Annotated in this window: 19 protein-coding genes and 1 tRNA gene; 2 read left to right on the forward strand and 18 right to left on the reverse strand. The window is 55.9% G+C overall.

Features of this window, described 5'->3' with window-relative positions; all coding sequences use genetic code 11:
* Positions 1-2 precede the first annotated feature (2 nt).
* Together H5U02_07400 and H5U02_07405 are read right to left on the reverse strand one after the other, a co-directional pair.
* Positions 3-1,160, reverse strand: a complete 1,158-nt coding sequence (locus H5U02_07400; protein ID MBC7342262.1) for an ABC transporter substrate-binding protein — start codon at positions 1,158-1,160, stop codon at positions 3-5.
* A 385-nt stretch (positions 1,161-1,545) separates the two neighbouring features.
* Positions 1,546-2,322 (reverse strand): IclR family transcriptional regulator, encoded by a 777-nt coding sequence (locus H5U02_07405; GenBank protein MBC7342263.1) that lies wholly within the window; start codon positions 2,320-2,322, stop codon positions 1,546-1,548.
* A 266-nt stretch (positions 2,323-2,588) separates the two neighbouring features.
* Here H5U02_07405 and H5U02_07410 point away from each other — a divergent pair, with 266 nt between their 5' ends.
* Positions 2,589-3,341 (forward strand): lytic transglycosylase domain-containing protein, encoded by a 753-nt coding sequence (locus H5U02_07410; protein ID MBC7342264.1) that lies wholly within the window; start codon positions 2,589-2,591, stop codon positions 3,339-3,341.
* A gap of 314 nt (positions 3,342-3,655) precedes the next feature.
* Here H5U02_07410 and H5U02_07415 read toward each other — a convergent pair whose 3' ends face one another.
* The 12 genes from H5U02_07415 to H5U02_07470 all read right to left on the reverse strand — a co-directional run bounded on the left by H5U02_07415 (position 3,656) and on the right by H5U02_07470 (position 18,366).
* Positions 3,656-3,886 carry a type II toxin-antitoxin system HicA family toxin gene (locus tag H5U02_07415; protein ID MBC7342265.1) on the reverse strand — a complete coding sequence of 77 codons (231 nt, stop codon included), beginning with the start codon at positions 3,884-3,886 and terminating at the stop codon, positions 3,656-3,658.
* Positions 3,883-4,113, reverse strand: a complete 231-nt coding sequence (locus H5U02_07420; GenBank protein MBC7342266.1) for a type II toxin-antitoxin system HicB family antitoxin — start codon at positions 4,111-4,113, stop codon at positions 3,883-3,885. Before H5U02_07420 ends, H5U02_07415 begins: the two co-directional genes overlap by 4 nt.
* 202 nt (positions 4,114-4,315) lie before the next feature.
* Complete coding sequence (locus tag H5U02_07425; GenBank protein ID MBC7342267.1) at positions 4,316-4,852, reverse strand: hypothetical protein; 537 nt, start codon at positions 4,850-4,852, stop codon at positions 4,316-4,318.
* A gap of 138 nt (positions 4,853-4,990) precedes the next feature.
* The gene (locus H5U02_07430) at positions 4,991-5,530 is read right to left on the reverse strand and encodes a TIR domain-containing protein (GenBank protein ID MBC7342268.1); all 540 of its coding nucleotides are present in this window, start codon (positions 5,528-5,530) and stop codon (positions 4,991-4,993) included.
* Positions 5,531-5,611: 81 nt separating this feature from the next.
* Positions 5,612-8,410, reverse strand: coding sequence for a DEAD/DEAH box helicase family protein (locus tag H5U02_07435; GenBank protein ID MBC7342269.1), 2,799 nt, complete (start codon positions 8,408-8,410; stop codon positions 5,612-5,614).
* Positions 8,391-8,891 carry a hypothetical protein gene (locus H5U02_07440; protein MBC7342270.1) on the reverse strand — a complete coding sequence of 167 codons (501 nt, stop codon included), beginning with the start codon at positions 8,889-8,891 and terminating at the stop codon, positions 8,391-8,393. The genes H5U02_07435 and H5U02_07440 overlap by 20 nt, the downstream gene beginning before the upstream one ends.
* Positions 8,888-12,547: a DUF1156 domain-containing protein gene (locus H5U02_07445; protein MBC7342271.1), complete on the reverse strand. Its 3,660-nt coding sequence runs from the start codon at positions 12,545-12,547 to the stop codon at positions 8,888-8,890. Before H5U02_07445 ends, H5U02_07440 begins: the two co-directional genes overlap by 4 nt.
* 14 nt (positions 12,548-12,561) lie before the next feature.
* A complete protein-coding gene (locus H5U02_07450; GenBank protein ID MBC7342272.1) occupies positions 12,562-13,530 on the reverse strand; it encodes a hypothetical protein in 969 nt (322 codons plus the stop codon).
* Positions 13,503-16,070, reverse strand: a complete 2,568-nt coding sequence (locus H5U02_07455) for a DUF499 domain-containing protein (protein MBC7342273.1) — start codon at positions 16,068-16,070, stop codon at positions 13,503-13,505. Before H5U02_07455 ends, H5U02_07450 begins: the two co-directional genes overlap by 28 nt.
* Positions 16,071-16,639: 569 nt before the next feature.
* Positions 16,640-16,780 carry a hypothetical protein gene (locus H5U02_07460; protein ID MBC7342274.1) on the reverse strand — a complete coding sequence of 47 codons (141 nt, stop codon included), beginning with the start codon at positions 16,778-16,780 and terminating at the stop codon, positions 16,640-16,642.
* Between the two features lie 724 nt (positions 16,781-17,504).
* Positions 17,505-17,933, reverse strand: coding sequence for a hypothetical protein (locus H5U02_07465; GenBank protein ID MBC7342275.1), 429 nt, complete (start codon positions 17,931-17,933; stop codon positions 17,505-17,507).
* Between the two features lie 345 nt (positions 17,934-18,278).
* Positions 18,279-18,366, reverse strand: a tRNA-Leu gene (locus H5U02_07470).
* A 418-nt stretch (positions 18,367-18,784) separates the two neighbouring features.
* On the opposite strand from H5U02_07470, the gene H5U02_07475 reads away from it, so the two are divergent.
* The gene (locus H5U02_07475; GenBank protein MBC7342276.1) at positions 18,785-19,027 is read left to right on the forward strand and encodes a CopG family transcriptional regulator; all 243 of its coding nucleotides are present in this window, start codon (positions 18,785-18,787) and stop codon (positions 19,025-19,027) included.
* A 165-nt stretch (positions 19,028-19,192) separates the two neighbouring features.
* Here the strand turns inward: H5U02_07475 and H5U02_07480 are convergent, their stop codons facing one another.
* The 4 genes from H5U02_07480 to pdxA all read right to left on the reverse strand — a co-directional run bounded on the left by H5U02_07480 (position 19,193) and on the right by pdxA (position 22,974).
* Positions 19,193-19,699, reverse strand: a complete 507-nt coding sequence (locus H5U02_07480; GenBank protein MBC7342277.1) for a DsrE family protein — start codon at positions 19,697-19,699, stop codon at positions 19,193-19,195.
* Between the two features lie 82 nt (positions 19,700-19,781).
* Positions 19,782-21,092, reverse strand: coding sequence for a hypothetical protein (locus H5U02_07485; protein MBC7342278.1), 1,311 nt, complete (start codon positions 21,090-21,092; stop codon positions 19,782-19,784).
* 136 nt (positions 21,093-21,228) lie between these two features.
* A complete protein-coding gene (locus H5U02_07490; GenBank protein MBC7342279.1) occupies positions 21,229-21,840 on the reverse strand; it encodes a class II aldolase/adducin family protein in 612 nt (203 codons plus the stop codon).
* Between the two features lie 117 nt (positions 21,841-21,957).
* The gene (pdxA, locus tag H5U02_07495) at positions 21,958-22,974 is read right to left on the reverse strand and encodes a 4-hydroxythreonine-4-phosphate dehydrogenase PdxA (GenBank protein MBC7342280.1); all 1,017 of its coding nucleotides are present in this window, start codon (positions 22,972-22,974) and stop codon (positions 21,958-21,960) included.
* Positions 22,975-23,520: the final 546 nt, after the last annotated feature.

Raw genomic sequence — 23,520 nt, forward strand, 5'->3', positions numbered from 1 at the left:
GCTTACTTTACTTGGATGGTGGCAATCACCTTGGGTTCCATACCCTTGAACTGGGCCACTACCACTTGGTGGGCGCCATCGCCGTTACCTGAAAAGCTAAAGGTATTGGCGATTCCCTTGAAATCCTTGATGTCCATTAGAGCCTTCTGAATGTCCTCCGGCTTAGTGCTGTTGGCCTTCTCGATGGCCGCCTTTAAGAGGTAGACCGCATCATAGGCTGCACTGGCATGGAAATCCGGATCCATGTGGAACTTGTCGCGGTACTTCTTGCACCACTCCTGGACCCTAGGATCAGTGCTCTGAGTGGGTATCCCGTCTACGATGGCATAGTTACCATCCGTGGCCCCGCCGGCCAAGTTGATGGTAGCCGGCATAGCTGCCCCTGGGGACAGGACGATGGGCAGGTTGATGCCCAGCTGCTTGTTCTGGCGCTGGATGGTAGCCGATTGAGCGGGATGGCCCCAGTCAATAATTACTTCAGCGCCCTTGTTCTTGAGCGAGGTTAGCTGGGCAGAAAGATCCTTATCCTGGGAGTTATAGCCTTCCACCCCTACCACCGTGGCTCCCAGTTTCTGCAAGGTCTGAACGATAATATCTTTGCCGCCTACACCAAACTCGTCCGTGTCGTGGGTGACGCCGACTTTGGTCTTCTTCAGATTTTCCACGGCAAATTTGGCTGCCGCCTCAGCAGCAATGGCATCGCTAGGCCGCATCCGTATATACCAGGGGTAGTTGTCAGTCAGCTTGGCATTGGTGCCTTCTCCGAATACCACCACGTGCTTCTTTTCCACAATCGGCTTGACCGCAAAATGCTGCGGGCTCAGGTCCGGCCCAATGATGGCGCAAACATGATACTGATCAATAAGCTTGTTATAAGCATTCACCGCCGCCGTATTGGTGTTAGCAGAATCTTCACGGAAAAACTCGATTTGCTGTCCGTTGATACCGCCGCTGGCGTTGATTTCATCCACTGCCATTTGCGCCCCATCGCGCAGGTACTGCCCGACGATGGTGTATTCCCCGGTCAGGGCTGTGGCCAAGCCAACAGGAATCTTGCCTTTTCCGCCACCGGTACTACCGCCTCCGCCACATCCGGCCGCCAGGACAGTCACGGCCAAAAGCAGTCCACAAGCAACCAACAGTTTTGCTCGCCTAGACATCAATTGAACCCTCCCATATACCTTAGCTTTGCGTTGGTTCTGCCTCCCTGTAACTGCATGCCAACTTGATCCCCACCACTTCTTGCTCCCGTATCTAGCGCCTTTTGCCACCACCTCCCCGGTAGGCAAGAAAACCAGCGTGTTGCATAATTGACAACTATGTTGAAACGCTAGCCACTCTCTTCCCTCATTACCACAGTAGACAGGGAAGTAGGCTCCGGCTCTCCCACCTCTTACGGCTCGCCCTCTCCCTTGTCACCATAGTAGGCAGAGAAGCGTTTTACGCTATCCATAGGTTTGTTATCGTGAACCTAGGTTCCAAGGATATCCATCTCTATACTGCCGAATAACTTTGGATGCCACCGGCTCCTGGCCAGTCCTCCTATTAACCCGGGTCGTAGCCAAGCCGCAAGGAAATTTTGCTAGCAGCGGCCTTCACTTGTTCCGCCAGATCCGGAAATCTGTCCAGCGGCATTCGGGATGAGGGGCCGGAAATGCTGACTGCTCCTACAATGACTCCCTTATGGTTACGGATGGGAGCAGCCACACACCGCACACCCTCTTCGTTCTCTTCATCATCTGTAGCAAAGCCCTGCTCCCTCACCTGCTCCAGATGCCGCTCTAACTGCTCCCAATCAGAAATGGTCTGGCTGGTACGCCGTACCAGAGTATTCCCCAAGAGCTTTCGCCTAGTTTCCTGATCAAGTTCCGAGATCAGAACCTTTCCGGAAGCACTGGAATGCAGAGGTTTTCTTAATCCCACCCAGGACCACAGGCGTACCGAATGGGGGCACTCCACCTTGTCGATGTACACAGTCTCCCCCCGGTCTCGGATGGTCAAGTGTACGGTTTCTCCCACCTCTTGCGCCAGTTGGTGCAAAAACGGTGCAGCAACCGATTTCAGCTCCATTTGCTGCATTACTAGATTCCCTAGCTCAAATAGCTTCAAGCCCAAGCGGTACTTGCCGGAACCTGGTATTTGCTCAAGAAATCCACATTGCTCCAGAGTAGATACCAGCCCATACGTAGTGCTCTTGTTTAGCCCTACTTTTTGAGCTAGCTCGGTAATCCCCATCGCCGGTGCTTGGTCATCAAAGGCGACTAGTATTTGCACTGCCCGTTTAACCGATTGGACCACTAGCCCCTTCTTCTTTCCGGCCAAGCCCTTTCCCCTTTTCGAACAAGTCCTTAAGATCAACAAGCCTGACACTAGTTGGTCTATAGCGCTTAAGTATTTGAATTTGACATTACCAAATCTCGTTTGACAATCTTTAAAATACGACAGCAGGGTGCCAATTCCTTCTCAACTGATAATAAAAAATTTAACCCGAGCCAAACTTCCTAAAATATTGCCCCAGTGCCCTTCAGGCCTGAGCTGATCAGGTCGATGCACTATGGATATAGAGTTATAATAGTAGCAGCTAGACCATGGTAAGGCAGGGAACGAAGATGCCATGGCAGATCGGCATGGTAAACAGGAGCAGAATGGGCGGCCAAGGCCAGGTGACAGCTGCTCGCACCAACCCACCCCGGGCGAGCGGCCTTGGGTCGTTTGCTGCTTTGTTTCGCCAAGCAGAAGCTCGGTGGGGGCTGCCAACCGGGTTGGTGGAAGCGGTTGCCAAGGCCGAATCCGGGTTTAACCCGAAAGCGGTGTCCCGGGCCGGAGCTCTCGGGCTGATGCAGCTCATGCCCAGCACCGCCCGAAGCCTGGGGGTGTCCGATCCTCTGGATCCAGCTCAGAATGTGGAAGGCGGAGCCCGTTATCTGCGGGAGCTGCTGGATCGGTTTGACGGCAACTTAGCCCTGGCTCTGGCGGCTTACAACGCTGGTCCAGGGGCAGTGGCTCGTTTTGGCGGGATCCCTCCTTACAAGGAAACCCAAGCTTACGTAAATCGGGTACTCACCTACATGCAAGAGGGCAGTGAAATCAGCGCCGACCAGGGCAGCCTAGATAGTAGCCGGGACAGTGCTCCAGGCAGCGCTCTCGATAGCGTCGCAGCAGGGAGCCAGGCGCCAGCTGATCTCTCAGGTCAGGTGCAAGGCGCTGCTGGCGCCGGCGCAAACACTATGGATGCCGTCCTCGCTGCCGCCATTCGCATTTATGCCGAAAATGCCCTGCAAAGGGCGGCCATCAGCATCGGCCAGGATTCAGAAACTGAAAGCCCGGACCAAAAAGCCTAACTGCCTGGCCCGGGCTTAACCTACCGCCCCCTGACAGGATTCAATTTCTCAATAACCCCCAAGGGGACTAACCGGCCAATTAGTCTTCCCTCTTGCTGCGCCTTATTCCGCAGCTCCTCATCACCCATTCCCTCATAAGAAGTGCCGCCGACATCCGCAAAATCATCTCCAGCAGCATAACATTACGCCTTTACGATAACTAGTGGGATATCCTTGCCTACGAGAATGCTTACTTGCCCAAAGCCTCTAACGAAGATACTTCTTCTTCGGCCAGTAAGAGGCATAACCATCGCTGTTCCTCGGCAAATTCCTGCTCAAGAGAGAAGATTCTTGAATTCGTCAATAGTTATTCCAGCTTGTTCCAGTATACCTTTCAAGAGTTTTGGCTTCAGGATTTCACCGGAATGCACAGGAACAGTAACCAAGCTTTTAGCACCTGGTTTTCGTAAGTGGTGGTGGCTGCCCTGTATTCTTACCACCACAAAGCCTCCCCTCTTTAACGCACTAACCACTTCCTTACCTGTAACCCTGGGCAGCCTGCTCATGAGGCTATCTCTACCTGCACTTCGGCTACTTCAACGTCTTTAGTGGGCAGGGGTAAACCTTCCTCGGCTAAAGCCGCAAGGTGGCCAGCTATAGCCTCTTTTGCCCTTTCCAGGGCCTCTTCAACGGTGTCGCCTTGGGTGAAGCACCCGGGCAAAGCAGGGACGGAAACAACATATCCCTGCCCTTCTTCGTCCCATTCGAGGATGACTTTGTACCTGTAAAGCATTTCATAACCTCCCGGGTAACATTACAGTCCTTACATAGTATGCCTTAGTCGAGTAAGATTTACCTTTTCTCCAGGCAAAATCCTGCTCAACCGTGAGAACAGGCTCAAATCTGGCGCCGACTCGCTGGCTTGGGCACCAATCGGGCACCAACTGAACCGGGTGTGTTTTGCGTCGTGAAACATACCAAATCAAGTTCCGAGGTCATACCAAATCGTCGCCACGCGGCCGTTCAATAATCATCGGGGGAACACCTGCTACTTCGGCCAGGAGGTTGGCATACTCGATCAGTACCTGACGAACTTCGTTTAGAACTTGCCGCAACTCCTCGCTCTTTTCCCACTGTCTTTCCCATTCTAACATGGAGATAGAAGCCGGTCTTGAGCTCTCATAATCAAGGAGTAGAGGGTGCCATTTAGCCAGCACTGGACGAAGCACCGTGTTAAGAATCGCTACTGCCAAATAACCAAATGAGAGATTCTCCTTGCCCTTGGGCTGGGCCACAGAAGGGCCATAATCGCGTAAAATCTTCCTGGTGGTATCGAACAACGAGTACAGCGAAGACAAGGCCTCCCGCAAAAGGCCCTCCTGTGGCAATAATTCGGCCACGGAAATACGGGTAATCAGTTCAACGTACATTTCCCACGCAGCCCGTTTCTCTGATTCGTCGGGCTGCCATGTACCTTCGATATTCCCGATAAAGGGTAACTTTAGGTTAACCTTCACGTTAGTAACTTTCATGACCACCCCCTCCTTCCAAGGCTAGTCTTGCCTTACTATATCATATTCATTCTTAGTCCCTTACCGAAGAACATCTTCGCAAAATGGGAAGAAAGTCAAGTGGCAGCCTTTGGTTCTACTCGTCCGGATAAGGTATTTTTATTCACAGTGTCTATTATACTTAAATCTTTCCCTGGGATTAACAATTAGATGGGCCCTGCTGGTACGGGCCTGAAAGGCATCGTCAATCCACGCCGCCAAGGTATCCTTGCTAGTCGGATAGTCGATTACCCTTGCGTAGCAATCTTCTTGTTCCTCATTCTGCTTTAGATTTTTGTTCAAGCGATCAGGGTAACCGTTGTTCTTATAACTGGGCAACTTAACTCCCAGCAACCCGTTTGGAGTAACCTTCTCGCCATGCCGGAGGGATGCCTGGATTTCCCAATCCACGTACCGCCGTGCCCAAGTACATCTACCGATTAAGACGATGGTGACTGTGGAATCTTTCAGGTAGAGTTCCCGAATCCGCCGCATTACATAATCAGTGTCATCGCTGTCAATAATGTCCTGTTCCATAACCCCGAGGGCACGGGTAATAAAGACCTTCCGCTCCTTGTCAAAGGTTGTAATAAAATTATCTACCTCCTTTTGATCGGCATGGTGGTAGGATATGAAAACCTTGTGCCGTATCTCAGCCACTGTAAATACTTCCCCCTTTCGGCTGCTTAAAGTTAAAGCTTATTTGACCTTCTGACCCTGAAATCCATCCTCCTTCTGCTTTCAAGGTTCCACCACCAGGCAGACGAGAAGGCGAGACGAATAGGAACTCCCTTCTGACAGCAATCCCGAATAAACTAGCTCCCGGTGCAGTAACTCCGCCGCCCGGCCATTAATGAGATTGGCGACCATATCAGGAGGCAAACGAGTTTCCGATCGGGACGGGTGGAACCTTGAAATATCTTCAGCGAGCCGCTCCAGATACGGAGCCCGCTCACCGTCCGCACTGATGCCTAGCCGAACTATCCTTTGAGTTATCCGGCCATCTTTGCCTTGAACCGTTACGTGCCACACGGTGACCAAACCGGTCGCCTCGCTGTTGCCTTCCAAGTTCCCGATTAGAGCCCGCTGCTCCGGTAAAAGGGAAGAATACTTGTTAAGCCACGCCTTGATAACAGGGTGCTCAAGACCGAGTAGGTGAAGGTCATCGCGCTGCAAAGCCTTCGTGCGATCAGTCGTGAACAGCAGTTTCCATTCTTTACCGGGTTGGACCAACTCATAAATTCCTTCTTCAAGCTGGCGAAATTCGCCGCCGTCCACGTGGGCCGCCCACTGGGCAAATGCCACCAGCCTGCGCATACCGTGCCCTTTGTCATCAATATTCTTATATTGGCTGAGGTCGAACTTCTCGAGATCCTGAAATAGCTCGAAGACCACTTCCCGGGCTAGATTGGCATTGGCCAGAGCAACTTCGAGTTCCTGCCGGCTCCGTTCAAGCGAGGGATCAAGGATCGCTTCCTGGTAAAGTCGATCGTAACTTAGCCTGCTGCTTAGCTGCCCGAGAACCTGGGCTCGAAAGTCCTCGGCGATCTGGCCCTGCTCATCAATTTTCCCCAGGGTTTTGGCAATCCCCTGAAGTTTCTCCTCCAATAGCAAGAAAATGCGGCCTTCGATGGTATCAGTAGCTACTAAATTGTATACCTGGGCCGTGTGGACCTGCCCGTAACGGTGAATGCGGCCGATGCGTTGCTCAAGGTCCACCGGATTCCAGGGCAGATCGTAGTTGAAAAGTACCCTGGCGAACTGCAGATTAATTCCTTCACGGCCCGCGGCCGTGCACAGGAGCACTTGCGGTCCATTCTGACGACGGAAACGACGCTGGGCCGCCAGCTTTGCACCGTGGTCGCCCCCTTTAAGGACTTCTACTCCTTTGTCGGGGAACGCCCTCTCGATGGCGTCTTTCAAGACCTCTATACTACCCAGATAGGTGGCAAAGACGATGACCTTTTCGCTCGGGTTGACGTGCCACAGTTGCTTTAGAGCATTGAGCAACACGGCAGTTTTGGTTTCCGTCTCGGCCGGAATCTTCTGCAGAAGGTCCCGGATTTTTTGCCTTTCCCTGGGCAGGGCCGCAGTAACCATCCCGGCGGCCGATTCTTCGCTTGTTGTGGCCATAGTCTCAGAGGCCTCGTAGGGTTCAGTGGCCGACGCAAAGGCCACTGCCTCCCTCCACTTCTTTAGCAGTTGGACCCGGGCCTCCGCGAGAAGCTGATCTGCCTGGGCCCGTCCCACCGCGTCTTCGGGAAGCCCATGCATCTCCCGGATGAGAGCCCGAGCCTCCTGCAAGGCCCGATCGCGGCCATCCACATCCAGGAGTTCATCCCGTTCAATGGCCTCCTGGATCGTAAGCATCAACAGGCGTTTCTTGAGGGTGGCCTTGACGGCAGCGAAACTGCTCGCCGCTATCTTTTGGAAAACCGTCATCACAAAACCAAGCGCCCGCCCTTGGTTCCCTTGCTTGGCTGCCAGATTATACCCTTCGCGCAGGTACTCCAGCAGTGCTTCGTAGAAAGCCCGCTCGGGTACGGAAAGGGTAAAACCCTGGGTGTATACCACCCGCCGGGCGAAAAGCGGGCTTCCGTCGGCCGCGCAGGCCTCGGCCTTGGTGCGACGGATTACCACTGCGTTCAAGCGGTGACGGTTCTCGATCATATCCCTTTCATCTTCAAATAAGGCAGGATTTAGAAGCCGTATAAGCATCCAGAAGCGAAAATGATCGCCCTGATGCGGAGTGGCGGACAGTAGCAGAAGGTCGCGGCAGCGATCCCGGAGGGCTTCGGCCAACTTAAAGTTCTCGGTTTTCCTGACCTTCCTGCCGTTCCTGTAAGCGCTCAGGTGATGTGCCTCATCGAAAACCACCACATCCCACGGAGGCGCTTCCAGAAGGCGCCTGACGCGGTCGCATCTCTTCAGGGTGTCGATCGACACAATAAGGCGGTTATGCCTGGCAAAGGCATTTGACTTCCGGTCCGTAACGTCCCCTTCGGCGCCGAACACCTCAAAATCCAGATCAAAGACTTGGTTTAGTTCTTGCTGCCAGTTGTCTACAAGGCCGGCCGGCACAATCACCAGCGCCCGCCTGAGTTCGCCGCGAAAAGCCAATTCTCGTAAGATCAGAGCAGTTTCGATGGTCTTACCTAGCCCCACCTCGTCGGCAATAAGAAACCGCCGGGGTTGGGCATTGGCAATGCGGTGGACCAGGACGATCTGGTGTGGCAGCAGGTCCACCTTGGCTGCGGTTAAGGTGGCAACGCTCTCCAGAAGCGGCAGCTCCACGGCCTCAACTGCCAACCATAACCGCTCTAGGGCGTCGGGTGTGACCGGTTGTAGCCCGGATATCACCCGGTCGGCCCAGCTTTCCACCTCCCGAAGGTCCTCTGCCGGTACCCGGCGCTCGCCGAGGGAGCGGAAAAATACGCGGGCGAACCCGGTAGGCTCAATGCCGACGATGACACCTTCACCCAGATCCGGGTGCATTACCTTCTTCCCCGGCTGCAATTGCTCAAGAGATCCTGGCAACATGGTATCCCACCGTAATCCGTTTACCGGTTTGAGCCTCCTCGCGTACCAATCGGGTAACGTCCAGGGTAGCGCTGCCGTCCCAAAGGGCAAAGGAAAGATGAACTCGCTCGCCGTCCCGTCTCACGAACAAAACTTCTTCGTCGGCAACCGTGACCTCGAAGGAACGCTCCGGGGCGACAAACCCGAACACGAGGCCGCACTGCTCCCACCGGTACTGGAACTCTAGGATCAAGGGCTTGACCCGCTTACGCAGGAAGGCCTCAGCGTCCGCCGGGTCCAGCACCTCCAGAACGGTTTCCAGGCCGCTGACGAGCAAGGTGTTCCTTCCATCCGGGGGCTCGACCGGCCATGCCTTCAACCACCCCAGCGCCTGCCGCAGCGAAACCAGACTGGCGGCCTCGATCAGACGACCAAGAATATACTTATCAAAGACCACGCTAGATCCGCGCCGCAGCCATGCACTGCTGGACATCTCCCTCATGGCACTTCCTCCGCTTCCAAACGGTCAAACAGCGTCATCTGACGGACCCCCTCATTCCTGGTTGGCCTAGCTCGCCAGTGACGAATCAGGTCAAGGGCCAGACGCGCCGCCTGGCGGATGTTGGCATCCAGATCGGTCTCGGCGTACCATTCCAGGATGGCGTCTACAGCTTTCTTGAGCTGAAAAGTATGCCGGTCGAGTTCATCAATGACATTGACCCCGCTACCGGGCTGCGCCGCCCCAATAAGGAAATGGGCCTGATCGAGGTCCGTCTTAATTACCTTGCGGTTGCGGCCTGGTGCGGTAAAATAGCGGAAGCGCTCGGCAACGGGTACCACATGCACCGTAGTTCCCGCGGACCTTATCCACCCCCGCGCCTCGAGGTCATCCTGGGACACGCCGGTGCCGCGCAACATTTTATGCAGGTCGTCCCGCGGAAGGGACGTGCGCCCCTGGAAGATGTATAGAAAGAGCCGGGTGGCGGGCTCGGCCATGTCGGGCGGGCGGCGCCTACCGTTGTCGCCTTCACCATGAAGCAGGTCATCGAGTAGCTGGTTGATGCCCAGGAGGGCCTCCCGGACGGTAAGCACCTGGCCCTCGCCCTTATACACCTGGCCGTAGTGACGGCTGTAAAACTCCAGCGCCTTGCCGCGCAGAACTACGCGTAGATCTGCTTCCGATAGCCCCTTGCCATGGGAGTGCTCAAGCAGGTCTTTGAGTCGCGCGGTTTCCTCCTTCACCCAGCGCCGCATCCGGGCCCAGCTTACCGGTTGCGGGGGTTCGAGGCGCTTGCGACAGACATGGATGATGTCGTACTCGATTTTCTGGCTACCAAACTGCGCCCGCTCGCCCTTGGTCTCGTCGCTACGTATCGGGTATGTGGCAACCAAGATGAACCCCGCGCCGAACAGGGCCTCCAGGACATTTACCCAGGTCTCATCCTCGTTGTGGTGAAAGGTAAAAGCCATGAGGCCCCCGGGTTTAAGGAGGCGGTTGGCCTCAGCCCAACAGGCCATAAGGGTTTGCTGGTAGAATTCGGAGGATGGCTCGGGGCGGTAAAGGGGGTTGCGGTCCTTCTCTTGTAAGTCTGGATCCCCAGTTAGCTCACGTACCCGACCAAGGATGCTGCGGGTAATGATAGGTTCCTTTTCCCATTCCTCCCGGTCATCCGGGTGCTCCACGGGGTTATCCACCGCCTCCAGGGCGTGGGGCGTCCGCTCCGGTTCGAAGTAGGCTCGCTCGGGCAGACCCGCGTACCACCTCAAAAGCGGTATGCGGAGCCAGACGTAAAAGAAGTCGGCCAAGTCGGCATAGAATATGTTGTTGCCAAAGGGCGGATCGGTAATGACGAGATCGAAGGGCTCGCGGCCGAGCATGGACAGGTCGGTAGCAGAAGCGCAATATGTAAGAGATGTACCCAGCACTTGGTCCTCTGTAACCACTCGCCGAGACGTACCATTTCTATCAATGTAAAGCTCCCAAGGCGAAGACTGCCATTGAATACCTTGATTTACCAGTTCTATACAACTAGTCCAACGGCCAGCCCCTATGCTTGTGAAGGGCGATATCTCAGACACTAGCATCTTAGGGTGGAAGTTTGGATTAGAAAAATGTGGGATTGTTTTGTCATAGTCCTTTTGGTAAAAGGAAAACATCGAACAATACCTAATGAACTGCTGGAACGCGCCCAGCGCCTGCTCGCGCACGTCCAGGGGCCACTTTTCCTCCGGGGCCTCGGTGACGGCCCGGAGGAGCTGGGTGTGCACCAAGAGCTGGCGGGGATTGAACATCTTCCACCAGTGGGTATAGCCCCACTGGTCCAGGGCGTCCCTCTTGTGTGTTCTCTCACCGTAAGCTATTTCTTGCCGCGGCCAGTAAGCCGCCAAATCGGCATCCCGGCGCGCCGCCCATTCCTTTTCCGCCTGAGCCAGGCGCCTCAGATCTTCGGCGTCGGGAGCCTTGAAGTACCGCCCGCCGTAGTTATACCCTTCCGCCTCGCACTGCGGGCAGTAGCACTGCAGAGCGTAAACAGCGATAGGCTGGGTTTTACCGAATTCCGCTGTACTATCGAATATCGGCTGCTGCCGTCCGCAGTTATAGCAACTAAAGGTAGCCTTTGACGGCACTGTGCCAACTCGTGTCTGGATCCTGGTGCCGTCGGCCAGGACGATTGCGCGCGGCAGGCCGTATTTTTTGCGGTCGACAGTTTCTTCTTCTGTTTCGTCCCCGGTGTCCTCCGGAATTTCTTCTTCTCCTTCCTCTTGGGCAAGTCTCTCCTCTTCAGTAAGCTTGATCCGGCCCCGCACTTCAATAAGCCTCAGGCCTTCCAGCCGCTTCTCGAGCCAAGCGATGGTCGCCTCGGGGTCGGCCCCGGCGTAGCCCCCCATTTCCTTCCCGTGGTCCCAACCGCCGGTGCCCTGGAACCAGTTCGGATGAATTAGAAGGTACATGTAGACGGGGCGGGTCCAGATCCCGAAGTCCTTTTTCTTCAGGTCGCTGACCCGCCTCGACCTGGCATGGCGGCAAAGGACCTCCTTGACCTTGTTGCCGGCAAAGGCACTGCACTTTGGGCACCGCAGGCCCGGCTCGTGATCCACGAGAGCAAGGAGTTCCCCTACCCGGCCGAACCGCTCCTTGGCATTACCCTTGGAATAGTCGTTCAGTAAACGGGCAAAAGCCTGAGTAGTTTCGGTAAAGCTCGGCTCGGTATCGAGCACCACCCGTTCGGTGCCGGGGGCCAAGCGGGTTTCGCCCAGTTCCACGTTAAAGGTGTGGCCGCAGGAGGGGCAGGTCGTTTCGATATAGGCAGTGGTCAGTTTCTTCTCAGCGATAACCGGGTTTTTGAAAACCGGGGTGCGGTGGCCGCAATCCCGGCTCTGGCACGGCCCGTGCTTGGCCCAGAAGGTGTAGATAACCTCGGGGCCCTCCCAGCGGTAACGCTTCCGCTCTTCCGGAGAAAGGTTAAGGGGATCGACGTCGGCAGTTTTTCCGGTTTCCGTATCTATCCAGCGGCCCTGGTGCCCACGCGGACAAGCAGTAACATAAAAAGGCTGGACGAGGGGCTTGACCTCCGCTTCAATGTGATCAAAGAAGGCCTTGACCTGTCCGGGGTCGCTGCAAGCGAGTTCATTTTTGGTAACAAACCAGGCCACAGGGTTAAGGTCTACGCCCGCCACCTGGAAGCCCAGCCGCGCCCCCTCTACCAGGGTAGTGCCGCCGCCCATGAAGATGTCCAGTACCCGTAACTTCTTGAAGGATCCAGCCTTCTGGTGGTTGGCGTAGTAATGCTCCCAAACCAGCTTCGCCGCCTGCGCCTGATCCTGAGGAGCTTGGGTGGCAGCCGCGATCAAGAGACTCCGGAACACGCTGGAGCGGCGCCGTGCCCACCACTTTGACATCTGGTAAACGGGTTTGCCAGCGTTACCCTCGAGTTTAGAGAGGGCGTTGATAGGCGCAATGGGAAAGTCTACCTCCAGGCAGACCGGCGGTCGCTGGGGATCGTTAAAGTCGGGTACAGGCAGGCGGACGGCCCTGCCGAGGTTAGGTGGCGTATGTCCCTTGGCCTGGCCGGCCGGATGTTCCTTCTGCACCGGCGTTTCCGACCCAGGGATCTTTTCGTTTGGAAACAAAGTTCCTTGCGCATTTGCTACACGCATTGCAGGTCACCTTCTCAGAGTGCCGGAAATTCCACGAACGGCACCGCTACTTCAAGGAGACTAAGCCCTCCGTGGATCAGGTGGGGAAAGCCGCCCTGAACCTTCCATTTACGCTGCCCCATGACCACATGAAAGTCATTTTCGGTCAGCGCTACGGGTGGCATGGACCTGGCCGGCCACGGCCCGGATGCAACCCTGTACCGGGAGGCACCAAAGGTGTCTCGCAACGCCTCAATTACGTCCGGGTCGGTTTCCTCGCTCGAAAACAACCGGCTTTCGGCGTACCCGTGGTCGGCCGTGATAACCAGTTTTCTTCCTTGCCGTAAACGATCTGCGAATCTCCAGAAACCGTCGTCCTGCAAAACGTCCGAAGCGGCTTTGATAATCTGGTCGGGGAGCTTTTTGTGAACATGGATAAGATCGTCCAGCCAGGTGTGCCAGAGGAAGACGTTTCGCTCGGTCGGAACGTACGCCACGCTATCTTCAAAGGGAATGCTGAGGACATTGGTAAAGACCGGTCCGTCACGGAGCACGAAGGTAGCGGGTGCGCCGTTGTTGGCCAACCTGTGACGGGCCGGCACTCCCAGGGCCCCGGCAAACTGGTCGGTATCCGAGGGTACTTCTGATCCCGTTACCCTTACGGCTGTTGGCGAGAGGCCCCGCGCCTGGGCTCCCTCCAGGAGCGGGGCAAGCTGCCGCAGGGAAAAGGCATCCAGGATAAGCACAGCCCGGCCGAACGGCGTAGGCTCGGACCACCATTGGCGTAGCGCTTCGGAAGTACGCGGGGCCTCACTTTGATAGGCCATCCAAAGCTCCCATGCACTCTCCGCAAGTAGCCGGTCTGCGGCCACGGTCTGGTGGTGAAGCTCAGTGGGCGCCACGCCTGCCAGGCTCAGGTCTCTAAGCTGCCCAAAGATCGCTTTCCACGCTTCTGAAGCTGATGGGGAATCAAAGATTATCTCCACCCAGGGACATGCGGCCATTCGTCTTCCCCTTCTTCCGTATATGTAACCTCCAGTGAGGCGCGGACAAAAGAGGGTAATCGCTGGAGGATTAGTTTCACCTGCTGCACCGTAAGGCCCTGGAACTCGATCTTTACCGTATCCAGGGTGTGCTCGGGCGACAGACGCCATTTCTCAAAATACCCGCAAAGATTGATTCCGGTATTCGGCTCTTCGGTCAAACACGTTTTCTTTTGCACACCTGAGGGCTCCGTCTCAACAGCGGGCCCATCAGCCGGCGGCGACGGCTGGGCGGCCTGTCCAGAAGGTACGGGCGGTGTTTCCCTGATTACCGACGTTCCTTGAGCCGGTGGTATGGTCGCGGTTCCGGCCGGTGGCGCCGTTACCGTCGCCCCGCCAACTGAGGAAGGGAGCCCTAATTGCACCTCGCGCATTTCCGGCCCGGAGCGAAACGCTTTTGAGCGTACATAGCGGAGCGCCTCTTCGTCGCCGGCATGTTCCGGCAGGCGCCCTACCCAGGTGCCACCGACATTGACCACCAGCTTGCCCTCGGCAACTGCCTTAAGAATCTCCTCGTAGATCCTGGTGTCGCCCAGATAGGGGATGGCCTCGCGAGCCTCGGCCGGTGGAGGCTCGACCAGCTCGTCCAGGAGCTTACCCACTAGAAACGATTCTCCGGCTCGCTGCATGACTAACTCTTGGAATGCCTCAGGATCAAAAAGGTCCTCCGTAATTCTCTTTTCAACTGTGGGCGGTATCTCCTCACCCTGGGTGTTGATGCGTTCCACGTCAAAAACACACTGCTCGGGGTTGCGGTAATCCCAGCGCTTCAAGATCGCAAAACGGTCAAATCGCTTTTTAAGGGCTTCTCTGAGCGGTTTATCAAATTCGTCTTTAAGAGCCTTGTATTTCGGGTCATCTTTCCAGGCGATGGACGTCAGATAGGAACACCGGGCGCAAAATACGAGTTCAGCATCCTTATAAAGGCCCTTGCTTTCGGGCGTGGGAAGAAGGAAGCGCACGGTGTTGCGCCGGATGGAAACGTGCCGTGCCAACCACACCCCCAGTTCGGGAATTCTCCCTTCGCTTACCGGGAGCGGATCGGGCACGAGGATAAGTACCGGACGCTCCCACCGGCCAGGCCTATCCGCCTCATCAACGTCTGCCCAGGGATCGTTAACCCAGTCGGGGCCCAGAACAATTACCCTAGAAGGAGGCTCGCGGTCGGCCGGGACAAGAATGTGGCGGAGTGTATTACGAATATGTTCGATATCCTTGCCAGGATAACGCACCTGCCCTGCCACTGGGGCCGGGCCAGGCTGCCAAAACCTGTCATTCCTTGCTGTTGCCCGTACCTTGGAACGCGGGTTTTCTTCAATACCAAAACGCAGCCGGCCCTCCGCGCTTTCCTCCCCGTGGATGTTGATACTGTTCTCTATTAACTGCACGATCTCGCCCTGAAAGGCGTTGTCGTCAATAGGTTCTCGGCGGGTGATGTCCAGGTGAAGTTCCTGGCGCGTGCCGCCCGCATTTGACCATGGGGACATGGACCGCACCCACAGCGCGCTTACCAGTTCTCGGGCATGAGGTATCACCGTATTGGTGGCTTCAACGGCCTCCAGGTTCCGTCTGGCAATTTCCCGTAGCCGCTCGTGATGTGCGCTAGCAGATATGGAATCAAGTAGGGATTGGACGCCACAAGAGTCATCGTCAACGAAGAAATCTGCCGGGGTAATAATCGGCACCTCTTCGCCCCTGGCCCGGTACACCTGGGCCAAAATGCGGATGAGGTCCCTGGTCTCCTGAGCGGCCTCAGCCATCAGTATCTGGTCCTCCAAGAGTTCCAGCAGCTCTGGCGAGAAGGGCCAACAGGCTACAACTTCCTCAGCGACGCGCCCGCGCTCGGATTCCGGCAGGTGGGAGAACAGCAGGCGGTAGCGCTCGGCTGCATAAGGGGCAGTAAGATGCCTGAAATCAGAGGTTGGTATGTTCTCCCTGTTTTCAAAAAGACGGTATAGTACCAATTGCTGCCGATCCTGCTTGGCAGTCGGCCCGCGAAAATCAATAAGAACCGGGCCGATCCTGTGAACCTGGCGAAACGCCTCCGTGTTGTTGTTCAGGACCGAAACCACTAGTATTAAAAGGTCAGGCCGTTCTTTGGAGATCTCGGAAAGGTTTTGAATGAAATTCTCCGCCCAAGTTCTATACTTCATCCCCTCCGGGCCGGGTTCGTCGCGCAGTCCGTCGAACCACTTCTGGAACTCGTCCAAGATCAAGACTATCGGCTGGGCTGTAAGCATTTCCTCGATTAGTGAGCGCGGGGGACAGGGATACCCTATTTGCTGAAACTTGCCCCGGAATAGTTCGCCCCTGGGGTGCCGATCGAACAGGAGCTCCCAAAGCAAAGGGTACTCTTGATTGTGCACAGGTTCGGAAATAGCGCGAAATCCTCTTTGCAGATTCAAGGTCTGCAATGCACCTATGCCCAATCTTTCTCCCCATTCTCTGGCCCAAGCCTCTACGTAGTCTGGCGATTCAATAGCGTGGTGCATGACAGACATTATGTGCGACTTCCCACGTCCCCGGTCACCCAGAAGTACGATTGGGCGGCCGGCACGTTCAACGCTTATCGCCTGTAATGCTGTCACCACATCTGCAGTTGGATAGGTTATGGAAAGTATACGGTCAGGACTTTGCTGAGTGGAACCGGTGTTATCCGGCCTGCGCAGCATAATAGTTGTGCCGGGCATTTGCGGGCTAAGGAATTCGTCTCTGAGCCTAAGGCCTAACATAAAGATTACCCTGCCTTCGATGTTATTTAAGCGTTCTATTTCCTAAATTAGCTAATTCCTTGACTTGCTGGCCACTAGCGCGACAATCAAGTCTTTATTAACGTGACCGGCGGTGGGATTTGTATTTAGTCCGAATCATTTTCATTATTGGTTGCACCTCACAGCATGGACGGCAGTACGTATTTTCGGCTTCCCAGACCTCTTGCTGGAACTTGACAAGCAGCTCCGCGCACTTCACGTTCGGCGGGACGGCCATCACTTGGGCGTATCCCTCGAGCGGCGGTTCCGCGTTGAACATCTTGGCCCGGACCTCGGCCTCCGAGCCACCCCGCGGCAGCTCAAGCCAAACGAAGGTCAAGAGGCGGCGTCAAAAGGCGGCCGTACTTGTCCCGCTCGCCCGTGTCCAGCTCCAGGTAGACTTTCTTTCCGTCCAGGCGGCTTTTAGTGTAGGCCGCGGCTCCCCTACCGCAGGGCTCCACCCGTGTGGTGCACTCTGGAGTATCCTGCCAATGAAGCGGACTTTCTCCTCACGGCCGTTTTCTAAGCGCCCATAGACGGCCACCGTCCACCACCTGGGTGATGGGGGCGGGGAGAAGATCCGGGCTGGTGTCCGGCCCTGCCTGTCGGGGCGTCCCTGCCGCCTTTGGGGTCCTGCCTGACCGGGGCTGAGGCACGGCCCCGTCTGGAGCCGGCAGGCTCTGGGCAGCCGTGCCAGGAGGTTCTATCACCCCTATTTTTTCTGTGATTGTTCCGCTTGGTCTTGATTCCTGGCTCGCCACACTCCCGGCCGGACCGCCCGCGGTCCCAGCGGGGCAGCCGGGCCACGCCGCCATAAGCGCAGCGGCCAGGAGCAGGAGCGTTGCTACACCATTAAGGCAAAATCCTTTCTTCCGGATGATGCGGGTAGATTCTACATAAACAGTGGGAAGTCCTGCCAGGGTTGCTCTCGCCAGGTCAACCGGATTCAGACAAATTAAAGTGATAAGCAGCCGTTTTAGCCTTATGGTCGTGGCTTTATCTGTGTCCATTGCTTGGGTGCCTTCCTTTTCTTTGGCTTGCAGTGGATTGCTCTCCGCGACCTTCCCGATTCCTACCTTCGGGGCGACACAAAGGAGCGTTTTGGCCTTCTTTCCAGCCATCCGGCGCTCTGCTTTTTCCTTGACCTGCGGCCCTGCTATTTGTGCCCGCCCTTCACTAGGCCCCTCACCTCCGCTTATCCATGCCTCCCTGCCTGGCCACCACCACGGTTAGGATCGTCACCGACTTCTGTAGCTCCTTGATAACGGGTTCGAGGCAGATCAAGAGGTAGAAGGCCACCTCCACCGGGGCGGTGAGCTTGAGGAGTTCTTCTATGGCAACTTGGATAAATCTTCTCGTTAAGGCAGGGGGCTTCGATATACCGGTGTCCAAAAGCACCAGCATCATCAGGTAGTCCCGGTAGCCGGAGAACCTGCTCTTGTCGGGCATACGAAGAAGCGTGGCAAGCTGCTTTTCGCTGAAGGTCTGGATAATGGTTTTCCTGCCTTTCACCAGGGGAATGCCGGCCATCGGGCTTTCGGCCAGCACCTTTTCCCTTACTAGAAAGTTAAAGAAAGACCGAATGGCACGTAGATACCCGTTGATGGTCTCCACTTCCCAGCCCTTCTCCTGGCCATGCTTGATAAACTTTCCGCATAAGACTTGGAGTAACTTCATCCAGGGGCGTGTCCGAAAGGAAACGGCCAAAGCCAAGAAGCTTCTGCTTGTACCATTCGATGCTGTGAGGACTGAGGCCCTTGGTCTGGCAGTGGGTGAGGTATTCCTGGACTGCGGCGGCAAAGTCTGGTACGTTTCTTTTTCGCTACAAACGCTTCAATGTCAATGCTTCCCCCTTTCTCAAGTCCGGTGAAGAATAGGTCTTGCGAACCCCCTTTCTCGTGTTTTTGGGCAAAATAGAAGAGGCTATCCAACCTGTGGATAACCTCTGGAAACCGCTCCTGGTGCCGAAGGCGGGAGTCGAACCCGCACGTCCGCGAAGGACACCAGATTTTGAGTCTGGCGCGTCTGCCAATTCCACCACTTCGGCATTCCGAGCAAGCTTTATGTTAGCATAGCCACGCTTAGGTGTCAATCGGGCCCAACCCTGGGTTATCCCCACTTTTCGCTGGGGAGGCCTGCTCTGGCTTGAAAGCCAAGCGACTAAACCCGAGCGGTAGCCAAACTTAACCAGGCCAAAAGCGGAGGCGGACCCGAGGGCATTTTAACCACCATAAAGGGAAGCCCAATTCATTGCTGGCTTCCTTATATTTCCGGGTCACCAGTGGCAACCGTAGCTTGGTATCGTAAGGCAGCCCCTATGACAAGAGCATCAGCATAGGAAAGGGGATGCCCAGATCAATACGTAGTTCTTGATGGCCAAGGGGAAATTAAAAAAGGTAGGTAGACAGGGGACTGTTGCCTTTCACCCAAAACCACACTACACTCAAATCGGTGGTGAAGTTACCATGGAAATGCAGAATATCACTCTATCGCCCCCAAAGGACATCCTAACCAAAGTAAAGCCTCTAGCCATTGACAAGCGCACGTCGGTTTCTGGTCTGCTTGCTGAGGTCCTGGTCGAGCTGGTCCGCCAAAATGATCATTACAGGCAGGCCAAGAGCAGACAGCTCATGCTGATGGAGAAGGGATTTAACATGGGGTTTACAGGTAAACCCATCTGGAGCCGAGATGAGTTGCATGAACGTTGAGCAGGGACGGCAATTTGTCGACATAAGCCAAGGTGCTTGGTTGTAACGTCATCTGGACCGAAGACCTGAGTGACGGGCAGAAGTACGAAAGGCTACAAGCCCGCAACTCATTTCTTGATCTATGAAATACGCTGACCAAGACTTAAGTACGTGGCCGTCCACCGATCAAGGTTTGATGTAGGCGTAGCCTTCGGTCTGCTTTTTGGCAATTTCGGTTATCCCGGCTGGTACCACTTGGCAAAACTCAGGTAACCTGTCTTCGCTGATGGAGTGGCTTCGGAGGGCGTTGCGGCAGGCTGCGAATCTCACTCCCATGTGGGCCAGCTCGTTCATCCGGTCTATCAGGGGCAAACCGGGTGTGCTACCCAGCTGGTCAGCCTGGTTGGTTTGGCTGCTGGCCCGTCCAGCCTCGCCAGTTGGGCCTAGTGCCTGGGCTAGATCAGCTACGGCACCTTGACCAGCTTCACCGGCTGAACCGAGTTGACCGGTTCCGCCTAGGGAACCGACAGCGAACACCGTAACTGCCTCCCCGTTGGCCACAACTTCAACCTCAGCTTGACCTGGCCCCACATCGTTAAGGAAATTGGTTACGTTGGTGAGGACCCGGTCCCAACGGCCGGACTCATCAATGTGAAACAAAACCTTCAACCTATTAAGCCCTCCAGTTACCATTGCTAACCCCTCCCAAAAACTCAATTCTGGTCGGAGCGTGTACCGGGGAAAACATCTACTTCCGACCGGGCCACCGATTCATTCATATGGCGTGCTTCCCAAGGAGATCGCAGAGCAAAGTAGGTGGGCCTACCGATCCCCCTTTGGTCCAAATCTGCATACCCTGGTAATGTCCGCTCATCACCTGCATGCGTACCGCTACGGTAGCTTTAATGGCCACCACCTCCAATTCAAAAATTCCCAGGCTTCGGCAGATCTGATAAGCCGTATCCCCACCCACAATTATTAGCTCCGCCTTCTTTAAGTCCACCTGGCGAGCTATAAGCTGGGCCACTCGGGCCAGGCTTTGGGCTACTACTGCCGGGTTTTCCCCAGGTGCTAGGGTGAAACCGTCCGTAGGCTTAATGATGATTGGGTAGCCTCGCTCCCAGGCCGCCGCTGCCCTTTGGACCTGGCCCTCCAGCCCCTGGTCCTGGCTGCCGGGGCTGACACCCAGCACATGGCAGGGCCTGCCAGCGGCCATGAGGCAATTCAGCTGATCCTGGGCAACTTGGTGGCGGCTGCCACAGACTACCATGGCTTGGTATGAACGCCCCCAGTCCCTTTCGGAGCCTTCGCCGCCTTGAGCCCCCTCCCCAGGCTGTCCCTGTCTCACTTCAACCGAAGCCTGGGTTGAATCTGTTTCCATAACAAAGTTCTGCCGGCAAAGGCTAGCGGTTAACCCCAATGAACCTACCCACAGAAAGCGCCTGCTACTAAGGGCGTTCACTACTTGGTCTATGTCCTGGTTGCTAACAGCATCAAAAACAATTATCTGATGTCCGCTTCTAACAAGCCGATCCACTGCCCCAGCAAGTTCCCCACTATGAATGGTGTCTCTGCCCACTTTAGCCACCGAAAGAGCCGTAGTCTGACCGATTAAGGCGGATACGTCGGAGGTATTTACCGGGCACCAGGGATCGCTCTTAAAAGCCTCGTGCAAGGGCTCTTCACCCACCAATTGGATGCCACCTAAGGTGATGCGGCCAATGTCAGGAATGGCGGGGATGACCAAAGCCGCCTCTAAGGGAAGGCTCAAAAGCAATTGCTCTATTTCCACGCCCACGTTTCCCCGGAAGGCAGTATCGATCTTCTTCACTAAGATTACATCCCCGCCATCCCCGCCCCCATACAAGGGCCAGAGATCCCGCCCCAGCCGCCTCCATACCTGAGCTGCTTGGCCGGCAGAGCATTCCCGGGTTTGGGCGTTGATGGCCACCACCTGGCATGGGTCTGGCCAACTAAAATGGCTGCCCCTGGCCTCAGTAATAACCCGGATGGGTCGGCCACCCGGCCAAAACTGGGCCGCGGAATCGGCTGCTCCGGTAAGATCATCGGCAATGATTAATATCATGCGCCACTCTCCACCTTATAGCTAGCGATGCTCCCGAAACGTCTCCCGTGCCGGGGCGCTGTCGCCGGCTCCAGATGGGCTCCTACTTGCGAATCACTACGCTGGATACGCTACCGACCCCCGAACGGTCGCCTCCCTAGATCTTGGCCGGACAACACCCGGAGAGCAAGTCGGCCAGATAGGCAGTCCGGGCCGTCTCTTCCGCCAGCTCCACCAAGTCAAAGGCTTCCAGGAGGGTGCGTTCAAATCCCAGTAGCCCATGGGCTTCCAGGAGGAAAACCTTGGCGTAATCCGGGGCTGTGCTTAAAGCCTCCATCAGGAACCTTACTAGCTCAGGAGAGCCTGGCGCCGCCTTCTTAACCACGGGCACCTGGATCAGCTTCATTTCTGCGGAAACGGTACGGACCGGTATGGGCCGCCCGACCAAGCTGTAAGCGGTGGCATAGCTAGGATGAACATGTACTATGCCGCCGGCCTGGGGCCGGGCCCGGTAGACGGAGAGGTGGAGTGGGGTTTCCTTGGAGGGCCGTAAGCCCCCGGGCCCCTTGACCACCTTTCCCTCCAGGTCCACGTACAACAGGTTTTCAGCAGTAACATCCCGCAAGGAAACCCCACTTGGGGTTATGGCTACCAAGCCCTCCTCCGGGTCGCGGGCGCTGACGTTGCCTCCTGCCGCTCCCACCAAGCCCCGCTGGTAAGCCAACCGGGCATAGTATTCCACTTGAGCAGCTAGTTCCGCTATTGCCATAGATTTTGGCCTCTCCTTTCGACAATTTAGATGTGACCAAACCGTAGCTTCCAGCGCTTGCTTAAACCCATCCTGATACCCGAGCCTAGCACCAAGGAAATGGCAGTTCGGTCCCGACTAGGCTGGCTGGGCCGCTGCCCCGCCCTGCCTTGTGGCCAGCTGAGCAGCCAGTCCAATGGCTTTGGTTAGGTTGGTGGGGTCCGCCAGATTCTTGCCGGCAATATCAAAGGCAGTACCGTGGCCGGTAGAGGTACGGATGAAGGGTATGCCCACCAGCAAGGTGACCACATGGCCGAAGCCCAAGAGCTTCATGGCGATATTGCCCTGATCGTGGTACATGGAAAGCACTATATCCAGCTCCCCAGCTTTGGCCTTGACAAAGACCGTATCGGCGGGGATAGGCCCGACCACATCAATGCCCTCCTGCTTGGCCTCCTGGATGGCTGGAATCATTTCCTTTACCTCTTCCTCGCCAAATAGCCCTCCTTCCCCGCCATGGGGGTTGAGGGCAGCCACCCCGATCCTTCGGCGAGGAAGATTAAACCACTTTAGGCCCTCATGGCACAAGCGAATCTTTTTGAGTAGCGTCTCCTTCTTGACCAAGTCGCAGGCCTTTCTTAGAGAAACATGAGTAGAGTAAAGCATGAGGCGGAGGGAATCTAAGATGAGCACCATCCCGTAATTCTTGGATCCCGACAAGGTGCCAAAAATCTCGGTTTGGCCTTCATAAGCGAAGCCGGCCTGGCGCATGGCTTCCTTGTTGAGGGGGGCAGAGACGATGGCTCCGATTTCGCCCCTCAGCGCCATGCGGCCGGCTGCCTCGGTGTAAGCCACCGCCGCCCGGCCGCACATGGCGCTTACTTCGCCCATCTTTAGCTGATCCATATCGATGCCGCCCAGGTCCAGCACATCGATGCTTCCATATTGGTACCGGCCCTGGTTCAGGCTGTCGATGCTGGATACCCCGAGATCCAGGCCGGCTACCTCCACCGCCTGGCGCATCACCCGGGCATCGCCGATCACCACCGGCCGGCAGATTTGGTAAAGGTCCGGCCGGGCCAGCGACTTGGCGGTGATTTCGGGTCCAATTCCGGCTGGATCTCCCATAGTTATGGCTACAATTGGTCGGTCCATTGCTTCATCACCTGCCGATTCTATGCTTGGAATTTGCAGTAGGTATTATTTTCAATTCACCATGGCTCGGGGCTTTTCCTGCTATGAAATGCCAAGCGGAGGAGGGGCCACAACTGTTGGTGCCAAGACAAGTAATGATAGGTCATAAGGCAACTTCATCCAGGCTTGCAAAGGTGTAGCCCTCAGCCCTGACCGCCCTGATTAATTTATAGAGACGGAAGCCGAAGACAGAGCAATTTACCTTGAGAATTTCATCTTGACACTGTACTAGTACGGTGCTACACTGTTACAGTAGGACGGTTGCAATCAGGGTCGGGGTAGCGCTAGGCCAACGCCAGGTGCCAGGTACAAGGTGTCGCTGACAAGAAGCAGGCCCACGTGGTTGGCTTTAGCCTGCTTGGGCTTTGCCGTGGCCACAAGTTGCCGGGCTTTACCCCGCTTCCTGGGCCGCTACCCTAGATCCTGTGGAGGCACTACGTTATGAATAATGGCGGCAAGTTATTGCCATTCACCATTGATTTTGATAGCGCCGTGCCCATTTACCTC

This window comes from Clostridia bacterium (assembly GCA_014360065.1).
GTDB lineage: Bacteria > Bacillota > DSM-521 > Neomoorellales > JACIYF01 > JACIYF01.